Below are 15,484 nucleotides of genomic sequence, written 5' to 3' on the forward strand. Positions count from 1 at the left end.
TCAATCAGAAATCAGGCCAACCCTTTTCGCCTCGGCGACGGCCTCGCTGCGTGAGGACACCCCGAGCTTGCGGTAGATCGACGTCGCCTGACTCTTGACGGTCTCGCGGCCGATCACCAATTCCTCGGCGATCCGTTGCAGCGACAGGTGCCCGGCCAGATGCGGCAGCAGGCGCAGTTCGGCAGCGGTCAGCGGGCGGGTACCGCCCGCCGCCATGGCCTTGACACGATCGACCCGCTGCACCAACGCCACGGCGTCGGGCTCGCGGTGGCAGGTGCGTTCCGCCGCGCCCAGATGCCTGCCGAGCAGTTCCGAATCCTGGATCACCGCGGCCGTCCACGCAAGCAGCCCGTGACCCAGAAGCGCTGTACGCGCGGACAGATGACCCAACCGGCCCAACAGCGTCTCCGACACCGCCACCGCGCGCCGGGCGCCCGCCTCGTCGCCGACACGTGCCGCCATCACCGCGCTCGTCGCGTACACCACGATCATCGGGACCACGTCGCACAGATCGTATTTGTCCACCAGCATCCTGGCGGCCTCACTGCGCGCCACCGCGCCGTCGTCGTCGCCGGCGCCCAGATCGAGCAACGCCAGATGTGCCAGTGCCGCCGCCTGAAAACCCGGCAGGTCACCGGTGACCGGAAGCGCCGACTCCAGCAGCACGCGGGCCCGCGCCACCTGCCCGCGCATGGCTTCGGCGGCACCCTTCATCACGGTGGCCGCTCCCCACCACGGGTTCACCAGTCTGTCCCCGGCCACGCGGACCACGTCCGCCTGCCGGATGACGTCGTTGACCCCGCCCGCGCCAACGAGCGAACTAATGAGTGCCACAGCCACTTTGACCGACGGCGTGCCATCCGACAGCGGCTGCCCGTGATCGCTGCGGGTGGCGAGCATCAGCGAGCGGTGGATCAGCTCGGCGTCGGCCGTGGTGACACCGAGCCAGGCGCGCGCCACCGCCGCGTCGGGGTGCTCGGCGAACGTGCGCGCGTCGAGCAGGGCGAGCCGGCGGGCCAGCACACCGGCGCGGCCGTCGAAGCCCAGCCGGACCGCCTCACGGCCCACCAGGGCAGCCGCGCGGGCCCGGTGCCCGGCGGCCAGCGCCTGCAGCAGGGCACCGTCGATGTCACCGTCGCGTTCAAGCAGATCCGCTGCACGCGTGGCCAACTCACGGAATCGCGCCGGCGCGAAGTCGCGCAGCCTGCCGCGGAGCACGTCCCCGAACAGATGGTGATAGCGGTACCACACCCGTTGGTGATCGAGCGCGATAAGGAACGGATTACCGGAGCCGGACAGCGATTCGAGCATGTGCGCGGAGTCGCTGCGGCCCAGCACCGTGTCGAGCTGCTCGGCGGTGAAGCGGTCGAGCACCGACGATTCGACCAGGAAGGTGGCGGTGTCGTCGTCGAGCCGGTCGATGACCTCCTCGACCACGTAGTCGACCACCAGGTTGTTGCGTCCGGCGAGGGCTTCGAGCGCGGTGCCGTCCCGTAGCGCCATCGCGGTCAGGATCACCCCGGCGGCCCAGCCCTCACACAGGTCGACGACGGCCGCGACCGTCGCGTCGCTGTGCGGGCCGCTGACCGAGCCGAGGGCCTCGGCGGCCTCCCCGGCGGAGAGCCGCAGCACCTCCTGGTCGATCTCGACGACGGTGCGCTGCAGCCGACGTCTTGCCAGCCCCACCGGCAGCATGTGCCGACCCAGCAGCGCCGACGTTGTCGTGGCCGGGGCCTCGTCGAGCAACATCTGCAGCGCGGCCACCGCGTCGGGAGCCGACAGCTTGTGCACGTCGTCGAGCACGAGTACCAGCGGTCCGCAGTCCTCAAGGACCTGCACCACGGCGGGGACCAGGTGGGTGAGCGGGGGTCGTCCCGGTCCGCGCAGATAGCGCAGCAGATCGCTGTCGGTCTCCGTGAGCCGGACGACGGCCGTCGCCACGTGCAGCAACAGGTGGGCGGGGTCGTTGTCGAGATGGTCGATCCGCACCCAGGCGAACGGGCGGTCGTCCTCGAAATCCCACAGCGCCGCCGCCGTCGTCTTGCCGTATCCGGCGGGCGCGGAAATCACCACCAGATCGCCATGACCTGCTGCCTTCAGCCGCCGCAGCACCCCCGGCCGTTGCACGACGCGGTCGGCGATCCTGGGCCGACCGATCGTCGCGGCAGGAACCTGCGGCAGCCAGTCCCCCGCCACCACATCAAGATCGTAGGCCAGCATGCGGTGTGACGTGCCCTTTTCGGCATACGGGCGCTGGGGCGCGGCCCCTTGTCGGTGCGTAGGGGCACGATGGAGCGCATGCCCGCCACGACCGACCCGCTGTCGCGCTTCTCCGCGTTGACGCGCGAGTGGTTCACGGGCACATTCGTGAAGCCGACCCCCGCCCAGGCGCAGGCCTGGAGCACCATCGCCGACGGGGACAACACCCTGGTCATCGCGCCGACGGGGTCCGGTAAGACGCTGGCGGCGTTCCTGTGGGCGATCGACGGCCTGGCCCGGGAGCCGGCGGCCAAGCGGGGCACCCGGGTGCTCTACGTCTCGCCGCTGAAAGCCCTGGCCGTCGACGTCGAACGCAACCTGCGCACCCCGCTGACCGGCATCTCCCGCATCGCCGAACGCACCGGGCAGCAGCCGCCGGCCATCAGCGTCGGCGTGCGGTCCGGCGACACCACGCCCAGCAAGCGCCGGGAGCTGATCACCAAGCCGCCCGACATCCTGATCACCACCCCCGAGTCCCTGTTCCTGATGCTGACCTCGGCCGCGCGGGAAACGTTGAGCCAGGTCCAGACGGTGATCGTCGACGAGGTGCACGCCGTCGCCGGCACCAAGCGCGGCGCACACCTGGCGGTGTCGCTGGAGCGTCTCGACGCGATGCTGCCGAAACGGGCCCAGCGGATCGGGCTGTCGGCGACCGTGCGCCCGCCCGAGGAGGTGGCGCGGTTCCTGTCCGGCGCCGCTCCGACGACGATCGTGGCGCCGCCCGCGGCCAAGACGTTCGACCTGACCGTGCAGGTGCCGGTGCCCGACATGGCGAACCTGGAAAACAACTCGATCTGGCCGGAGGTCGAGCAGCGCATCGTCGACCTGGTCGAGGCACACAACTCGTCGATCGTGTTCGCCAACTCGCGTCGCCTCGCCGAACGGTTGACCGCACGGCTCAACGAGATTCACGCCGAACGCCTGGGCGTCGAGCTGGGCGGGGCCAACCCGGGAGTGGCCGGCGGCGCTCCCGCGCACCTGATGGGCAGCGGGCAGACCTACGGCGCCGAGCCGCTGCTGGCCCGCGCCCATCACGGCTCGGTCAGCAAGGAAGCCCGCGCCGACGTCGAGGAGGCTTTGAAAAGCGGACGACTCAAAGCTGTGGTGGCGACCTCCAGCCTGGAGCTCGGCATCGACATGGGTGCCGTCGACCTGGTCATCCAGGTGGAGACCCCGCCGTCGGTGGCCAGTGGGCTGCAGCGGATCGGGCGCGCCGGCCACCAGGTCGGCGAGATCAGTCAGGGCGTGCTGTTCCCGAAGCACCGCACCGACCTGATCGGGTGCGCGGTCAGCGTGCAGCGGATGCTGGCCGGCCAGATCGAGACCATGCGGGTGCCGGCCAATCCACTGGATGTGTTGGCGCAGCACACCGTGGCGGCCTGCGCCCTGGAGCCCATCAATGCCGACGCGTGGTTCGACACGGTGCGGCGCAGCGCCCCGTTCGCCACGCTGCCGCGCAGCGCGTTCGAGGCGACGTTGGATCTGCTGTCGGGAAAGTACCCGTCGACGGAGTTCGCGGAGCTGCGGCCACGCATCGTCTACGACCGTGACACCGGCACCCTGACGTCACGGCCCGGCGCGCAGCGGTTGGCCGTCACCTCCGGCGGCGCGATCCCCGACCGCGGCCTGTTCACGGTGTTCCTGGCGTCCAGCGCGGATTCCGAGAAGCCTTCGCGGGTGGGGGAACTCGACGAGGAGATGGTCTACGAGTCCCGACCCGGCGACGTGATCTCGCTCGGCGCGACGAGCTGGCGGATCACCGAGATCACCCACGACCGGGTGCTGGTGATCCCGGCGCCGGGTGAGCCGGCGCGGCTGCCGTTCTGGCGCGGCGACGGGGTCGGGCGGCCCGCGGAACTCGGCGCGGCGATCGGCGCGTTCACCGGCGAGCTGGCCCGGATGGACCGCCCCGCCTTCGAATCACGTTGCCAACAAGTCGGTTTCGACGTGTTCGCCACGGACAACCTGTGGAAGCTGATCTCCGAGCAGCGGGAGGCGACCTCGGCGGTGCCGTCGGACACCACGCTGGTGGTGGAACGGTTCCGTGACGAGCTCGGTGACTGGCGGGTCATCCTGCATTCGCCCTACGGGCTGCGGGTGCACGGCCCGTTGGCGCTGGCGGTGGGCAAGCGGCTCTACGAGCGCTACGGCATCGACGAGAAGCCGACGGCCTCCGACGACGGCATCATCGTGCGACTGCCCGACACCGACGACACCGCCCCGGGCGCCGACATCTTCGTGTTCGACGCCGACGAGATCGAGCCGCTGGTGACCGCCGAGGTCAGCTCGTCGGCGCTGTTCGCGTCCCGGTTCCGGGAGTGCGCGGCCCGCGCGCTGCTACTGCCACGCCGACACCCCGGCAAGCGGTCCCCGCTGTGGCATCAACGTCAGCGCGCCGCCCAACTGCTCGACGTCGCAAAGGGTTATCCGGACTTCCCCATCGTGCTGGAGGCGGTCCGCGAATGCCTGCAGGACGTCTACGACGTGCCGACGCTGACGGCGCTGATGGGCCGCATCGCGCAGCGCCGGGTGCGGCTGCTGGAGGTCGAGACCCCGACTCCGTCGCCGTTCGCGGCCTCGCTGCTGTTCGGCTACGTCGGCGCGTTCATGTACGAGGGCGACAGCCCGCTGGCCGAACGCCGCGCCGCCGCACTGTCCTTGGATCCGACGCTGCTCGCCGAGCTGCTCGGCCGGGTGGAACTGCGCGAGCTGCTCGACGCCGACGTGGTCGCCACCACCGCGCGGCAGCTGCAGCACCTGACACCTGAGCGGCTGGCCCGCGACGCCGAAGGGGTGGCCGATCTGCTGCGGCTGCTCGGCCCGCTGACCACCGAGGAGATCGCCGCGCGGTGTGTGGTTTCGGAGGTTGGCGGCTGGCTCGAAGGGCTGCTGGGCGCCAAACGCGCGGTGCAGGTGTCGTTCGCCGGGCAGTCGTGGTGGGCCGCAGTGGAGGACATCGGCCGGCTGCGCGACGGGGTCGGCGTGGCGGTGCCCGTCGGCGTGCCGATGGCGTTCCTGGAGCAGGTCGTCGACCCGCTGGGCGAACTGCTGTCGCGGTACGCCCGCACCAGGGGCCCGTTCACCACCGCCGAGGCGGCCGCCCGGTTCGGTCTGGGGCTGCGGGTGGCGGCCGACGTGCTGGGTCGGCTGGCCGTCGACGGCAAACTGGTCCGCGGCGAGTTCACCGATGCACCAACTGATTCCGGTGGCCAATGGTGTGATGCCGAGGTGCTGCGCATCCTGCGGCGCCGCTCCCTGGCTGCGTTGCGGGCGCAGATCGAGCCGGTCAGCACGGCAGCGTTCGGACGCTTCCTGCCGGCGTGGCAGATGCTCGGCGGCGACGCGGTGTCGGGGGTCGACGGGCTGGCCGCGGTGATCGATCAGCTCGCCGGGGTGCCGATGCCGGCGTCGGCGGTCGAACCGTTGATCTTCGGGCAGCGGGTGCGCGACTACCAGCCCGGCATGCTCGACGAGCTGCTGGCTTCCGGCGAGGTGCTGTGGTCGGGCGTCGGTTCGCTGTCGACCGCCGACGGCTGGGTGGCCTTCCACCTCGCCGAGACCGCGCCGCTGTCGCTGGCCGCTTATGGTGACCTGGGTCTGACCGACATCCACCACGCCGTGCTGGCGGCACTCGCCGGCGGTGGCGCGTACTTCTTCCGCCAGCTCACCGTCGACGGGGTCGGCACGGAGTCGCTGAAAGAGGCGTTGTGGCAGCTGATCTGGGCTGGATACGTCGGCGGTGACACGTTCGCCCCGGTGCGGGCGCTGCTGGCCGGGGCCCGCGGTTCGGGCCCCCGCAAGTCGGCAACGCCGTCGCACCGGCACCGTCGCGCGCCCCGGCTGAGCCGCTACAGCCTGAGCACGTCGAGTCTCAGCGCGCACCGCGATTCCGACCCCACCGTGGCGGGACGGTGGTCGGCGCTTCCGGTCGCAGAGGTGGACACCACGGTGCGGGCGCACTACCAGGCCGATCAGCTGCTGGCGCGGCACGGCGTGCTGACCAAGGGTGCGGTGGCCGGCGAGAACATCCCCGGCGGGTTCGCGTCGATGTACAAGGTGCTGACCACGATGGAAGAGGCGGGGCGGTGTCAGCGCGGCTATTTCGTCGAATCCCTCGGCGGTGCGCAGTTCGCCACCGCGAGCACGGTGGACCGGTTGCGCAGTCACGCCGACAGCATCGACGACCAACAGCACACCCTGCGGGCGGTTGCGCTCGCCGCGACCGACCCGGCCAACCCGTACGGCGCCGCGCTCCCGTGGCCTTCGCGCGACCCCGACGGCGACACCGCGCATCGTCCCGGCCGTAAGGCCGGTGCGCTGGTGGTGCTGGTCGACGGTGCGCTGGCGTGGTTCGTCGAACGCGGCGGCCGGTCGCTGCTGAGCTTCACCGCCGACGCCGAGACGTGCCATGCCGCGGCCGCGTCGCTGGCGGAACTGGTTTCGCGGCAACGGGTTCCGGGATTGCTGGTGGAGCGGATCGACGGGGCGCCGGTGCTGGAGGCCCGGGATTCGGCGGTGGCCGAGGCGCTGGTCCAGGTCGGGTTCGCGCGCACGCCCCGCGGGTTGCGGCTGCGCTGATGCCCGAGGGCGACACCGTCTACCGCACCGCGGCGAAACTACGGGAGGCGTTGGAGGGCCGGGAGCTGACCCGCTGCGATGTCCGTGTCCCCCGCTATGCGGCCGTCGATCTGAGCGGACAGACGGTCGACGAGGTGCTCAGCCGCGGCAAGCACCTGTTCATCCGCGTCGGGCAGGCCAGCATCCATTCGCACCTGAAGATGGACGGCGCGTGGGTGATCGGCCGGGTTCGGGTGCCGTCCTACAAGATCCGCATCGTGTTGGAGACGGCGCGGTCCCGCGCGTCCGGCGTCGACCTCGGTGTGCTGGAGATCCTCGACCGCGCCACCGACATGGAGGCCGTCGCGCATCTGGGACCCGACCTGCTCGGCCCCGACTGGTCGGCTCCGGTCGCGGCAGCCAATCTCGTCGCCGACCCGTCACGGCCGGTGGCCGAGGCGCTGCTGGATCAGCGGGTGATGGCCGGAGTGGGCAACGTGTACGCCAACGAACTGTGCTTTGTGTTCGGACTGCGGCCCGGCACCGCCGTCGGCGAACTGGCCGACCCGGTGCGGGTCGCGAGTCGGGCGCAGCAGATGTTGTGGCTCAACAGGTTACGGGTGAACCGCACCACCACCGGAAACACCCGCCCCGGCCAGGACGTGTGGGTGTACGGCCGGGCCGGGCTGCCCTGCCGTCGCTGTGGCACCCCGATCGAAACGGACAAGGGCGGCGACCGGGTCACCTACTGGTGCCCCACCTGCCAACGCTGAATCCCAATCCCCGCCGAAATTGCATTCCAGCAGCGAAAGTTCGAGTAGAACCCTGCGCCAACGCAATCTCGGCGGGGGCCTGTGGACAACTCGTGCGCGCGGCGCTGATCCGTCGGAGTCGGTGCCGATCATCGCGACATGGGAAACATCATCATCGGGACCGAAGCGGTGGCCACGGGCGTCGTCACCCGTCACGAACTCCAACGCTGGTATCGGCCGATCTATCGCAACGTCCACGCCCCGAAGGTCCCGGCGCCGACACTGCGCGATCGCGCTGAAGGCGCCTGGCTGTACTCGCAGCGCGCCGGAATCCTCACCGGGCTTGCCGCCGCGGCGCTACACGGGTCGGCCTGGATCGACGACGACATCGACGTAGAGCTGATCTACAAGTGCCCGCGGCCGCCGACGGGCATCATCGCCCGAAACGAACGCATCGCGCCGGACGAATGGCAGGCACTGAGCGGCATACCCGTGACCACCCCGACGCGCACGGCGTACGACCTTGGTCGGTTCCGCCCCGACCACGAGGCACTGGGGCGCCTCGACGCGCTGATGCGCGCGCGGCCCTATTCGATCGACGACGTGACGGCACTCACCCTGCGGTACAAGGGCGCTCGCGGAGTTGCACGGCTCAAGGCCCTGCTGCCCTACATCGACGGCGGCGCCGAGTCACCCCGCGAATCGTGGTGGCGAAAGCTGGTGATCGACTCCGGATTCCCGACACCAGCCACCCAGATCCAGGTGGTCGACGAGAACGGCGCGCACGTCCGGTTTGTCGACTTCGGCTGGCCCGACTTCCTGGTCGCGTTCGAATACGACGGCGACCACCACCAGTCCAGCCGTGCGCAGTATCTCAAGGACCGGCGCGTCCTGCCCGAGCTGCGACGACTCAACTGGCACGTCACCGCCGTCGTCAAGGAAGACGACCCCGTGCTCGTGATCAACCGGCTCAACGCGGCGATGCGGGCGCGAGGCTGGCGCGGCACCGTGCAGATCCCGTCATACGCGTACGCGGCGCGACATCGCGCCGAGATTGCGGCCAGGCAGGAAAAGTTCGAGTAGCGGCCTGCTGGAATGCAATTTCGGCGGTGGTTAGACCGTGCAGTCGACGCCTGCGACGTCCGTCGCGATCACGCAGGCTGACGGGTTGGACAGCTTCCAGGCGCCGTCCTGGTCCACCCAGTAGATGTCGTGGGTCTTGGTGCCGAAGATCGGGATCGTCACCGCGAGCTGCGCGTCGAGCCGGTCACCGTTGGGCACCGGGTTCTGCACCTGCCAGTTGACCATGCCGCCATAGGAGTTCAGCCGATTGGCGATGTTGTCGGCGGTCGGCACCGCTGACTGCCCGCCGGCAAGCTTGGCGGCACGTTCGCTCGCCGGGGCGCCGGTGTTCAGCACCTGCCGCAGCTCGGAGGTGAGCTGGCCGGCATCCGGCACCGCCGGTTCGGCCGACGCCACGCCCATACCGCCAAACGCACCCGCGGCCACCACCGACATCGCCGCCAACGCAACACGCATCAATTGCTTCCTTCCCCACAGAGATCCGACCCGTCGCACACCCCACCACGCGGCGGACCGCGCCACAAGACCTACGTCCGGGCGCCGAGATTGCAGCCAGGCAGCACAAGTTCGAGTAGCGGCCTGCTGGAATGCAATTTCGCGGACTAGAAGGGCAGGGCGAACTTGATGATCTTGCGCACCACGGTCCCGAACTGGTGCGGCAGGGAGCCCTTGTTGTAGGGCACGCCGTAGCGCTCGCAGATCTCCTGAACCTTCGGCGCGATCTCGGCGTGCCGGAAGGCCGGGATGTCCGGGAACAGGTGGTGCTCGATCTGGAAGCTCAGGTTGCCGCTCAAGATGTGGAACAGCTTGCCACCGGTCAGGTTCGCCGACCCCAGCACCTGACGGAAGTACCACTGCCCGCGCGTCTCGGCCTTGGTCTCCTCGATGGAGAACTCTTGGACGTCTTCCGGGAAGTGCCCGCAGAAGATGATCATGTACGCCCACACATTGCGCATCAGGTTGGCGGTCATGTTGCCCGCGAACACCCACGGCGCGAACGGCCCGGCCAGCAGCGGGAACGCCACGTAATCCTTCAGCGTCTGCCGCTTGGTCTTGCGCCAGATCCCTTCGAGGATCTCGCGCTTGTCCGTCAGCGTGATCTCACCGGCGGCGATCTTCTCGCTTTCCATCTCGTGCAGCGCCACTCCGTATTGGAACAGCACCATCAGCAGAAACGCGTACACCGGGTTGCCCAGGTAGTACGGCCGCCACTTCTGGTCGGAGCTCATACGCAGGATTCCGTAACCGATGTCGCGGTCCAGCCCGACGATGTTGGTATACGTGTGGTGCATGTAGTTGTGCGAGTGACGCCACTGGTCAGCCGGGCACGCGGTATCCCACTCGAAGCCCTTGCTGGAGATCGCCGGATCGCCCATCCAGTCGTACTGGCCGTGCATGACGTTGTGGCCGATCTCCATGTTGTCGATGATCTTGCTCAGGCCGAGCATCGCCGTGCCCGCAAGCCAGAACGGCGGGAAGATGCCACCGAAGAGCAGTGCCCGGCCACCGATCTCAAGTCCGCGCTGCGCCTTGATCATCTTCCGGATGTAGGTGGCATCGCGTTCGCCGAGGTCGGCGATCACGCTGTCTTTGAGCGCGTCGAGTTCCCGGCCGAACGCCTCGGCCTGCTCGGGGGTCAGGGTGACGGTCTTGCCTGCCACCGTCTTGGTGATGGTCTGTTGCGTCGGGGTGGTTTGTTGGGTCGGGGTGGTCGGGGTTTCCAGGACTTCGGTCATGATCTCCCTCTCTCGGTGTGTCGGTCGGTCGGTCGCCGAGATTGCATCCAGCGCGACGATTCGACGACTTGGCACGCGTGGAATGCGATTTCGGCGGTTATAGGGCGACATCGACGTCGCCCACCGGTGCGGACACGCAGATCTGCACGTCTTCCTCCTCGGTCGAGGAGACCACGCCGGTGATGACGTTGCGCACCGCGCCACTGGTCTTGCGGCGCGTGCAGGAGAAGCAGATGCCCATCCGGCAGCCGCTCTCCGGGGTCAGGCCCGCGTCCTCGGCCTGGTTGAGCAGCGGTCGGCCGTCGTCGACGACGTCGACGCCGCTTTCGGTGAAAGTGACACGGCCACCGGATGATTCACCGCTGAGCACCGGTGGCACGAAGCTCTCCGACGCCGCGTCCGGGTAGACCTCTCGGACGGCATCGACGAGCGCCGGCGGCCCGCACACGTAGACCGCCTGCGGTTCGATCCCAGCTCGCTCGAATCGCGGGGGCAGGTCGGAGCCGGTGGTGTCGCGGGTGTAGCCATGCAGCACAGTCACATTCGGCATCTCGCTGGCGATGCCGGCGAGCTCGTCGCGGTAGCACGCCTCCTGGGCCGACCGCGCGTAGTGGACGAACACCACCTCACCGGCGTGCCGGCGTGCCCGCAGCGTGCGCAGCATCGACATCACCGGGGTGATGCCGCTGCCTCCCGACACGAACAGGGTGGGTCCGGGAATGGCCGGCAGAGTGAAATCCCCGGCCACCGAGTCCAGGCCGACGACCATGCCGACCCGCGCGCGCTCGAACAGGTAGGTGGACACCAGGCCGCCGTCATGGCGGCCGATCGTCAACTCCAGGTACGGGTCGGTGTCGGCGTTGGCCGGCGAATAGGGCCGGGTGCGGCGGCGGCCGTCGATGTCGACGGAGACGTTGACGTGCTGACCGGCGCGGAACCCGGCGAACGCCCGGTTGGGCGCCAGCGTCAGCGTCACGCTGCGCGGCGTGCTGCGCCGCACCCCGACGACCCGGGCGCGGGCCTGCCCGCGCGTCCAGGTCGGGTCGACCAGCTCGGTGTAGCGGTCGACGCCGTGCGGACCGGTCAGCAGGTCCAGCAGGGCGGACCGCCGCACCTTGGTCAAAGTTTCAGTGAACATATGTACACCGTGCGCGCCTACCGCCCTGCAGGTCAAGAGATCGCCGCAGGCTGTGGTAGGTTTCACACAGTGAACAGTCGTACGCCCAGCTCACGCTCGGGCCGCTCCCGATCGCGGGAGAAGGACACGCTGTCGCGAGAGGAACGCAAGGAGGCCACCCGCCGCGCGATCGTCGCGGCGGCGCTGAGCCTGCTCGCCGAACGCAGTTTCAGCGGGTTGAGCCTGCGCGAAGTCACCCGCGAGGCCGGCATCGTGCCGGCGGCGTTCTACCGGCACTTCGAATCGATGGAAGCGCTCGGCCTCGTCCTGATCGACGAGTCGTTCCGCGCCCTGCGCGAGATGCTGCGCGGCGCCCGGGCCGGAAAGCTGGACCCGAACCGGGTGATCGAATCCTCGGTCGACATCCTCATCGACAGTGTCCAGCAGCGTCGCGAGCACTGGCGCTTCATCGGCCGGGAACGCTCGACGGGCGTCACGGTGCTGCGGTACGCGATCCGCACCGAAATCCGGCTCATCACTTCGGAACTGGCCATCGACCTGGCGCGCTTCCCCAACCTGAACACCTGGAGCAGCGAGGACCTCAACATCCTGGCCAGCGTGTTCGTCAACTCGATGATCGTCATCGCCGAGTCATTGGAAGACGCCACCGACCCCGCGAGCATCGCCGAGATCCGCCGGATCGCGATCAAACAACTGCGGATGATCACCGTCGGCGTGGCGGGCTGGCGCAGCAGTTAACGTGACGGGCATGTCGTCCGTCGTCGAAGTCACCCGACCCCTTCCCGAGATCACCGTGGTCACGCTCAACCGGCCCGACAAGCTCAACGCGCTGTCCTACGAGCTGGTCGAGACTCTGCACGACGCGCTGGACGCGGTGGCCGCCGACAACACCTGCCGCGTGGTGGTGCTGACCGGTGCCGGGCGCGGCTTCTGCTCCGGGCTCGACCTGAGCGCGCCCAACCCCGAGGAGACGGGCGGCGGCACCGAGTTCCCCCGCTCGGGCATGCGGTGGCAGGAACGCATCGCGGACCTGACCGCCAAGCTCCACCGGCTGCGCCAGCCGGCGATCGCGGCGGTCAACGGTGTCGCCTACGGCGGCGGACTCGGTATCGCCGCGGCGTGCGACATCCGTGTCGCGTCGCCGTCGGCGCGGTTCTGCACGCAGTTCATCAAGCTCGGCCTCGGCGGCTGCGACATCGGGGTCAGCTACACCCTGCCGCGCATCCTCGGCGCCGGGCCGGCGTTCGACATGATCCTGACCGCACGCGCGGTCGACGCCGACGAGGCGTTGCGGCTCGGCCTGGTGTCACGAGTCGCGGATTCGGCACTGGATGAGGCGTTGGCCGTCGCTGAAACACTGTGCGGTTTCGGCAAATTCGGCGTCGAGTCGACCAAGCAGGTGCTGTGGGCCAACCTCGAAGCGTCCAGCCTGGAGGCCGCGCTGCATCTGGAGAACCGCAGCCAGATCCTGGCGTCGACCAGCGGCGAGATGCGCGAGGCGGCCGCCAAGATCCTACGCAAGCCCTAACCCCCGCCGAAATTGCATTCCAGCAGGCGTCTACTCGAACTTTCGCTGCTGGAATGCAATTTCGGCGAGAACGGGGGGTCAGCGCGGGGTGCCGCCGCCGTCGGCGATGATGACCTGGCCGGTGATGTAGCTTCCGGCATCCGATGTCAGAAGCAGTGCGGCGCCGACCATTTCGTCAGGGGTCGCCAACCGGCCCAGCAGCGTGCCGCCGACCATCCCGTCGATCGCCTCCTGCGGATTCTTGCGCATCATGTCGGTGTCCACCGGTCCGGGCGCCAACGCGTTGACCCGGATGCCGTGATGGACGAACTCGGCTGCCATCGACCGGGTGAACGACATCATGGCGGCCTTCATCGACGCGTAGATCGACAACATCGGCGCGAAGATGAACGCGCCGACGGACACCATGTTCAGCACCGCGGCATGCTCGCTGGCCTTCAGGTGCGGCAGCGCCTCCTGCACGAGCATCACCGGGCCGCGCAGATTCACCTCGAACGACTTCGTCAGCGCGTCGACGGTCATGTGCCCGAACGGCTGCGCCAACGGATTGGCCGCGTTGTTGACCAGCACATCCACCCCGCCGAACTCGGCGACGGTGCGCTCGACGAGCGCGCCGAGGTCGTCGACCTCGCCGAGATGGGTGGGTACCCCGATCGCCGAGCCGCCCAGCTCCCGCAGGTGCCGGGCCGTCTCCTCACAGGCATCGGCCTTACGGCTGGCCACCACGACGCGCGCACCCGCCAGTACATACCCCTCGGCCAGCGCCAGCCCGATCCCGCGGGTGCCGCCGGTGACGACGACGGTCCGGTCGGTCATGTCGAACAGCCGGTCGAACGAAGCGCGATCCACTAGACGCAACCGGCCACACTGATGCGCCTACCGACGTCGGCGCAGACGCTGACGTGCGGCACGTACACCGGCGGTACGTACACCGGTGGCGGTGGCGGCGGAACGTACACCGGCGGCGGTGGCGGCGGTGGCGGTGGCGGTGGCGGTGGCGGCGCGGCATTGAGCTCGTACAACGGATCGGCGCACCCCGTGACGTCGACGTTCACACCGCTGATGGACCCGCACACCGCGTACGCGGGAGCGGGAGTCAGCGCGGGGACCGACGCCCCCAGGACCACCGCCGCGGACGCGACGAGCCAACTCTTGCGCAAGGCCACTCCTCTGATCGGGCGGCGTCCTTCGCCGCCGAGGTCATGGTGATTGTGGCAGTCGATGCGGCTTGCCGTTGGCCGAACACGCTCGACCGGACCCTGCGACACCCTGGGCTGGCGGCCTCACCAGACGCCCCGGCAGGCGGAGGTCCCAACACCTCCAACACCGGCCAGTATCGAGTCACAGCCGGCCTCCGAAGACGGGAGGTTGATACCTTACTTAGTACCATTTTCGGTACCATCCCGGCATGCCGTCCTTGAATGTCTCGTTCACCGAAGAAGAACTGGCGACCGTCCGCGCAGCGGCCGCCAACGATGAAGTCTCACTGCGGACGTTCGCACACGCAGCCATTCTCTCTGCCGCGAGCGAGCATCGCCGCCGTGTCGCTGAAGCCGCCCGCATCGTCGCCGAGCGATCGGCAGAACTCAACCGTCGCCTGGCGTGACCGAATACCTCGATCGCGATGACGTATTGACAGCAGGATCGGCCGCAGTCGGCCAGGTCGTCCATGTCAGCGACTACGGCCTACTTGACGCTGCCGTGGCACGCCCCCGCGCCACTGTCTTCGGGCTCGACGCCTACCCGGACAACTTCACCAAAGCCGCTGCCTTGCTTCAGTCATTGGCGCGCAATCACGCCCTGGTGGACGGGAACATGCCGATGGCCTGGGCGGCAGCATGGATCTTCCTGCACATCAACGGGATCTCACTGGGTGAGTTCGACGTCGACGACGCCGAAGTATTCATGAACAACGTCGCCATCAACGGCGATCTCGAAATCGACTACGTCGCCAATAAGCTCAATTCCTACGCCAAACCGGCACAGTGACCTTCCTGCTGGTGGCCCACTCTGCTCATCTCGAATGCCGGGCACGCCCGCCGTGACACGCAACATGTTTCGCGGGCGACAATTTCGGGGCGGGGTGGGCCGCGATCCTCGGGCCGGCTCGGAACAACGCCCCCGCCGGTCGTCCGCACCACCTGATTGCACCCGACGTCGCCGCGTTCGTCACCGCACCCCCGTGGCCCTGCCGGAATGCGCTGACCTTTGCCGCAAATGCACCAGGGCGTCGCGTTTCCGCGCATCGTCACAGCGCTCGGACCGTGGTGCACGACGGGGCGTAGTTAGCCGGTTACGCAGCCGTCACGCAAATTCGTCGCGCGGCGATGTCGACACGCTTTCCCAAGTCAGCGCGCAGTTTAGCGAGCGGGTCTAATAGCGCAGCGAACTTTTCACAAATGAAGTAGATTGCTTCCTGTGCGGCGCTGGG

13 protein-coding genes are annotated in these 15,484 nt (G+C 68.8%); 7 read left to right on the plus strand and 6 right to left on the minus strand.

Going from position 1 to position 15,484, the window contains the following annotated elements; genetic code table 11:
* Nucleotides 1–2,220 (minus strand): winged helix-turn-helix domain-containing protein, encoded by a 2,220-nt coding sequence (locus BN976_RS07765; RefSeq protein WP_235622007.1) that lies wholly within the window; start codon nt 2,218–2,220, stop codon nt 1–3.
* A 78-nt stretch (nt 2,221–2,298) separates the two neighbouring features.
* Between BN976_RS07765 and BN976_RS07770 the strand changes: the two genes are divergently transcribed.
* The 3 genes from BN976_RS07770 (at nt 2,299) to BN976_RS07780 (ending at nt 8,651) form a co-directional block, all read left to right on the plus strand.
* The gene (locus BN976_RS07770) at nt 2,299–6,837 is read left to right on the plus strand and encodes an ATP-dependent helicase (protein ID WP_109489584.1); all 4,539 of its coding nucleotides are present in this window, start codon (nt 2,299–2,301) and stop codon (nt 6,835–6,837) included.
* Entirely contained in the window at nt 6,837–7,589 is a 753-nt protein-coding gene (gene nei2 / locus BN976_RS07775) for an endonuclease VIII Nei2 (RefSeq protein WP_036369741.1), read from the plus strand. The genes BN976_RS07770 and nei2 overlap by 1 nt, the downstream gene beginning before the upstream one ends.
* Before the next feature lie 138 nt (nt 7,590–7,727).
* The gene (locus tag BN976_RS07780) at nt 7,728–8,651 is read left to right on the plus strand and encodes a type IV toxin-antitoxin system AbiEi family antitoxin (protein ID WP_011778884.1); all 924 of its coding nucleotides are present in this window, start codon (nt 7,728–7,730) and stop codon (nt 8,649–8,651) included.
* 30 nt (nt 8,652–8,681) lie between these two features.
* On the opposite strand, the gene BN976_RS07785 is transcribed toward BN976_RS07780, so the two are convergent.
* From BN976_RS07785 to BN976_RS07795, 3 genes are all read right to left on the minus strand, one after another.
* Complete coding sequence (locus BN976_RS07785; RefSeq protein ID WP_011778883.1) at nt 8,682–9,107, minus strand: MTB12 C-terminal domain-containing protein; 426 nt, start codon at nt 9,105–9,107, stop codon at nt 8,682–8,684.
* A 146-nt stretch (nt 9,108–9,253) separates the two neighbouring features.
* Complete coding sequence (locus tag BN976_RS07790; protein ID WP_011778882.1) at nt 9,254–10,387, minus strand: fatty acid desaturase family protein; 1,134 nt, start codon at nt 10,385–10,387, stop codon at nt 9,254–9,256.
* 97 nt (nt 10,388–10,484) lie between these two features.
* Complete coding sequence (locus tag BN976_RS07795; protein WP_036369745.1) at nt 10,485–11,525, minus strand: ferredoxin reductase; 1,041 nt, start codon at nt 11,523–11,525, stop codon at nt 10,485–10,487.
* A 69-nt stretch (nt 11,526–11,594) separates the two neighbouring features.
* Between BN976_RS07795 and BN976_RS07800 the strand changes: the two genes are divergently transcribed.
* Nucleotides 11,595–12,263 (plus strand): TetR family transcriptional regulator, encoded by a 669-nt coding sequence (locus BN976_RS07800; RefSeq protein ID WP_011778880.1) that lies wholly within the window; start codon nt 11,595–11,597, stop codon nt 12,261–12,263.
* A gap of 10 nt (nt 12,264–12,273) precedes the next feature.
* Nucleotides 12,274–13,053 (plus strand): enoyl-CoA hydratase/isomerase family protein, encoded by a 780-nt coding sequence (locus BN976_RS07805; RefSeq protein ID WP_011778879.1) that lies wholly within the window; start codon nt 12,274–12,276, stop codon nt 13,051–13,053.
* A 78-nt stretch (nt 13,054–13,131) separates the two neighbouring features.
* Here BN976_RS07805 and BN976_RS07810 read toward each other — a convergent pair whose 3' ends face one another.
* On the minus strand, nt 13,132–13,902 hold the full coding sequence (locus BN976_RS07810; RefSeq protein ID WP_036369747.1) for an SDR family NAD(P)-dependent oxidoreductase: 771 nt from the start codon (nt 13,900–13,902) through the stop codon (nt 13,132–13,134).
* Nucleotides 13,902–14,219: a hypothetical protein gene (locus tag BN976_RS32510; RefSeq protein ID WP_409366011.1), complete on the minus strand. Its 318-nt coding sequence runs from the start codon at nt 14,217–14,219 to the stop codon at nt 13,902–13,904. Before BN976_RS32510 ends, BN976_RS07810 begins: the two co-directional genes overlap by 1 nt.
* Before the next feature lie 242 nt (nt 14,220–14,461).
* Between BN976_RS32510 and BN976_RS07820 the strand changes: the two genes are divergently transcribed.
* Together BN976_RS07820 and BN976_RS07825 are read left to right on the plus strand one after the other, a co-directional pair.
* Complete coding sequence (locus BN976_RS07820; protein ID WP_036369753.1) at nt 14,462–14,659, plus strand: hypothetical protein; 198 nt, start codon at nt 14,462–14,464, stop codon at nt 14,657–14,659.
* On the plus strand, nt 14,656–15,042 hold the full coding sequence (locus tag BN976_RS07825; RefSeq protein WP_011778876.1) for a type II toxin-antitoxin system death-on-curing family toxin: 387 nt from the start codon (nt 14,656–14,658) through the stop codon (nt 15,040–15,042). The genes BN976_RS07820 and BN976_RS07825 overlap by 4 nt, the downstream gene beginning before the upstream one ends.
* The last annotated feature ends 442 nt before the right edge of the window (nt 15,043–15,484 follow it).

It is taken from the genome of Mycolicibacterium austroafricanum (genome assembly GCF_000612725.1).
Taxonomy (GTDB): domain Bacteria; phylum Actinomycetota; class Actinomycetes; order Mycobacteriales; family Mycobacteriaceae; genus Mycobacterium; species Mycobacterium austroafricanum.

Bases quoted from the DNA above. Each gene is read 5' to 3' on its own strand.
- BN976_RS07765 (WP_235622007.1), bottom strand. From the start codon at position 2,220: ATGCTGGCCTACGATCTTGATGTGGTGGCGGGGGACTGGCTGCCGCAG.
- BN976_RS07770 (WP_109489584.1), top strand. From the start codon at position 2,299: ATGCCCGCCACGACCGACCCGCTGTCGCGCTTCTCCGCGTTGACGCGC.
- nei2 (WP_036369741.1), top strand. From the start codon at position 6,837: ATGCCCGAGGGCGACACCGTCTACCGCACCGCGGCGAAACTACGGGAG.
- BN976_RS07780 (WP_011778884.1), top strand. From the start codon at position 7,728: ATGGGAAACATCATCATCGGGACCGAAGCGGTGGCCACGGGCGTCGTC.
- BN976_RS07785 (WP_011778883.1), bottom strand. From the start codon at position 9,107: ATGCGTGTTGCGTTGGCGGCGATGTCGGTGGTGGCCGCGGGTGCGTTT.
- BN976_RS07790 (WP_011778882.1), bottom strand. From the start codon at position 10,387: ATGACCGAAGTCCTGGAAACCCCGACCACCCCGACCCAACAAACCACC.
- BN976_RS07795 (WP_036369745.1), bottom strand. From the start codon at position 11,525: ATGTTCACTGAAACTTTGACCAAGGTGCGGCGGTCCGCCCTGCTGGAC.
- BN976_RS07805 (WP_011778879.1), top strand. From the start codon at position 12,274: ATGTCGTCCGTCGTCGAAGTCACCCGACCCCTTCCCGAGATCACCGTG.
- BN976_RS07820 (WP_036369753.1), top strand. From the start codon at position 14,462: ATGCCGTCCTTGAATGTCTCGTTCACCGAAGAAGAACTGGCGACCGTC.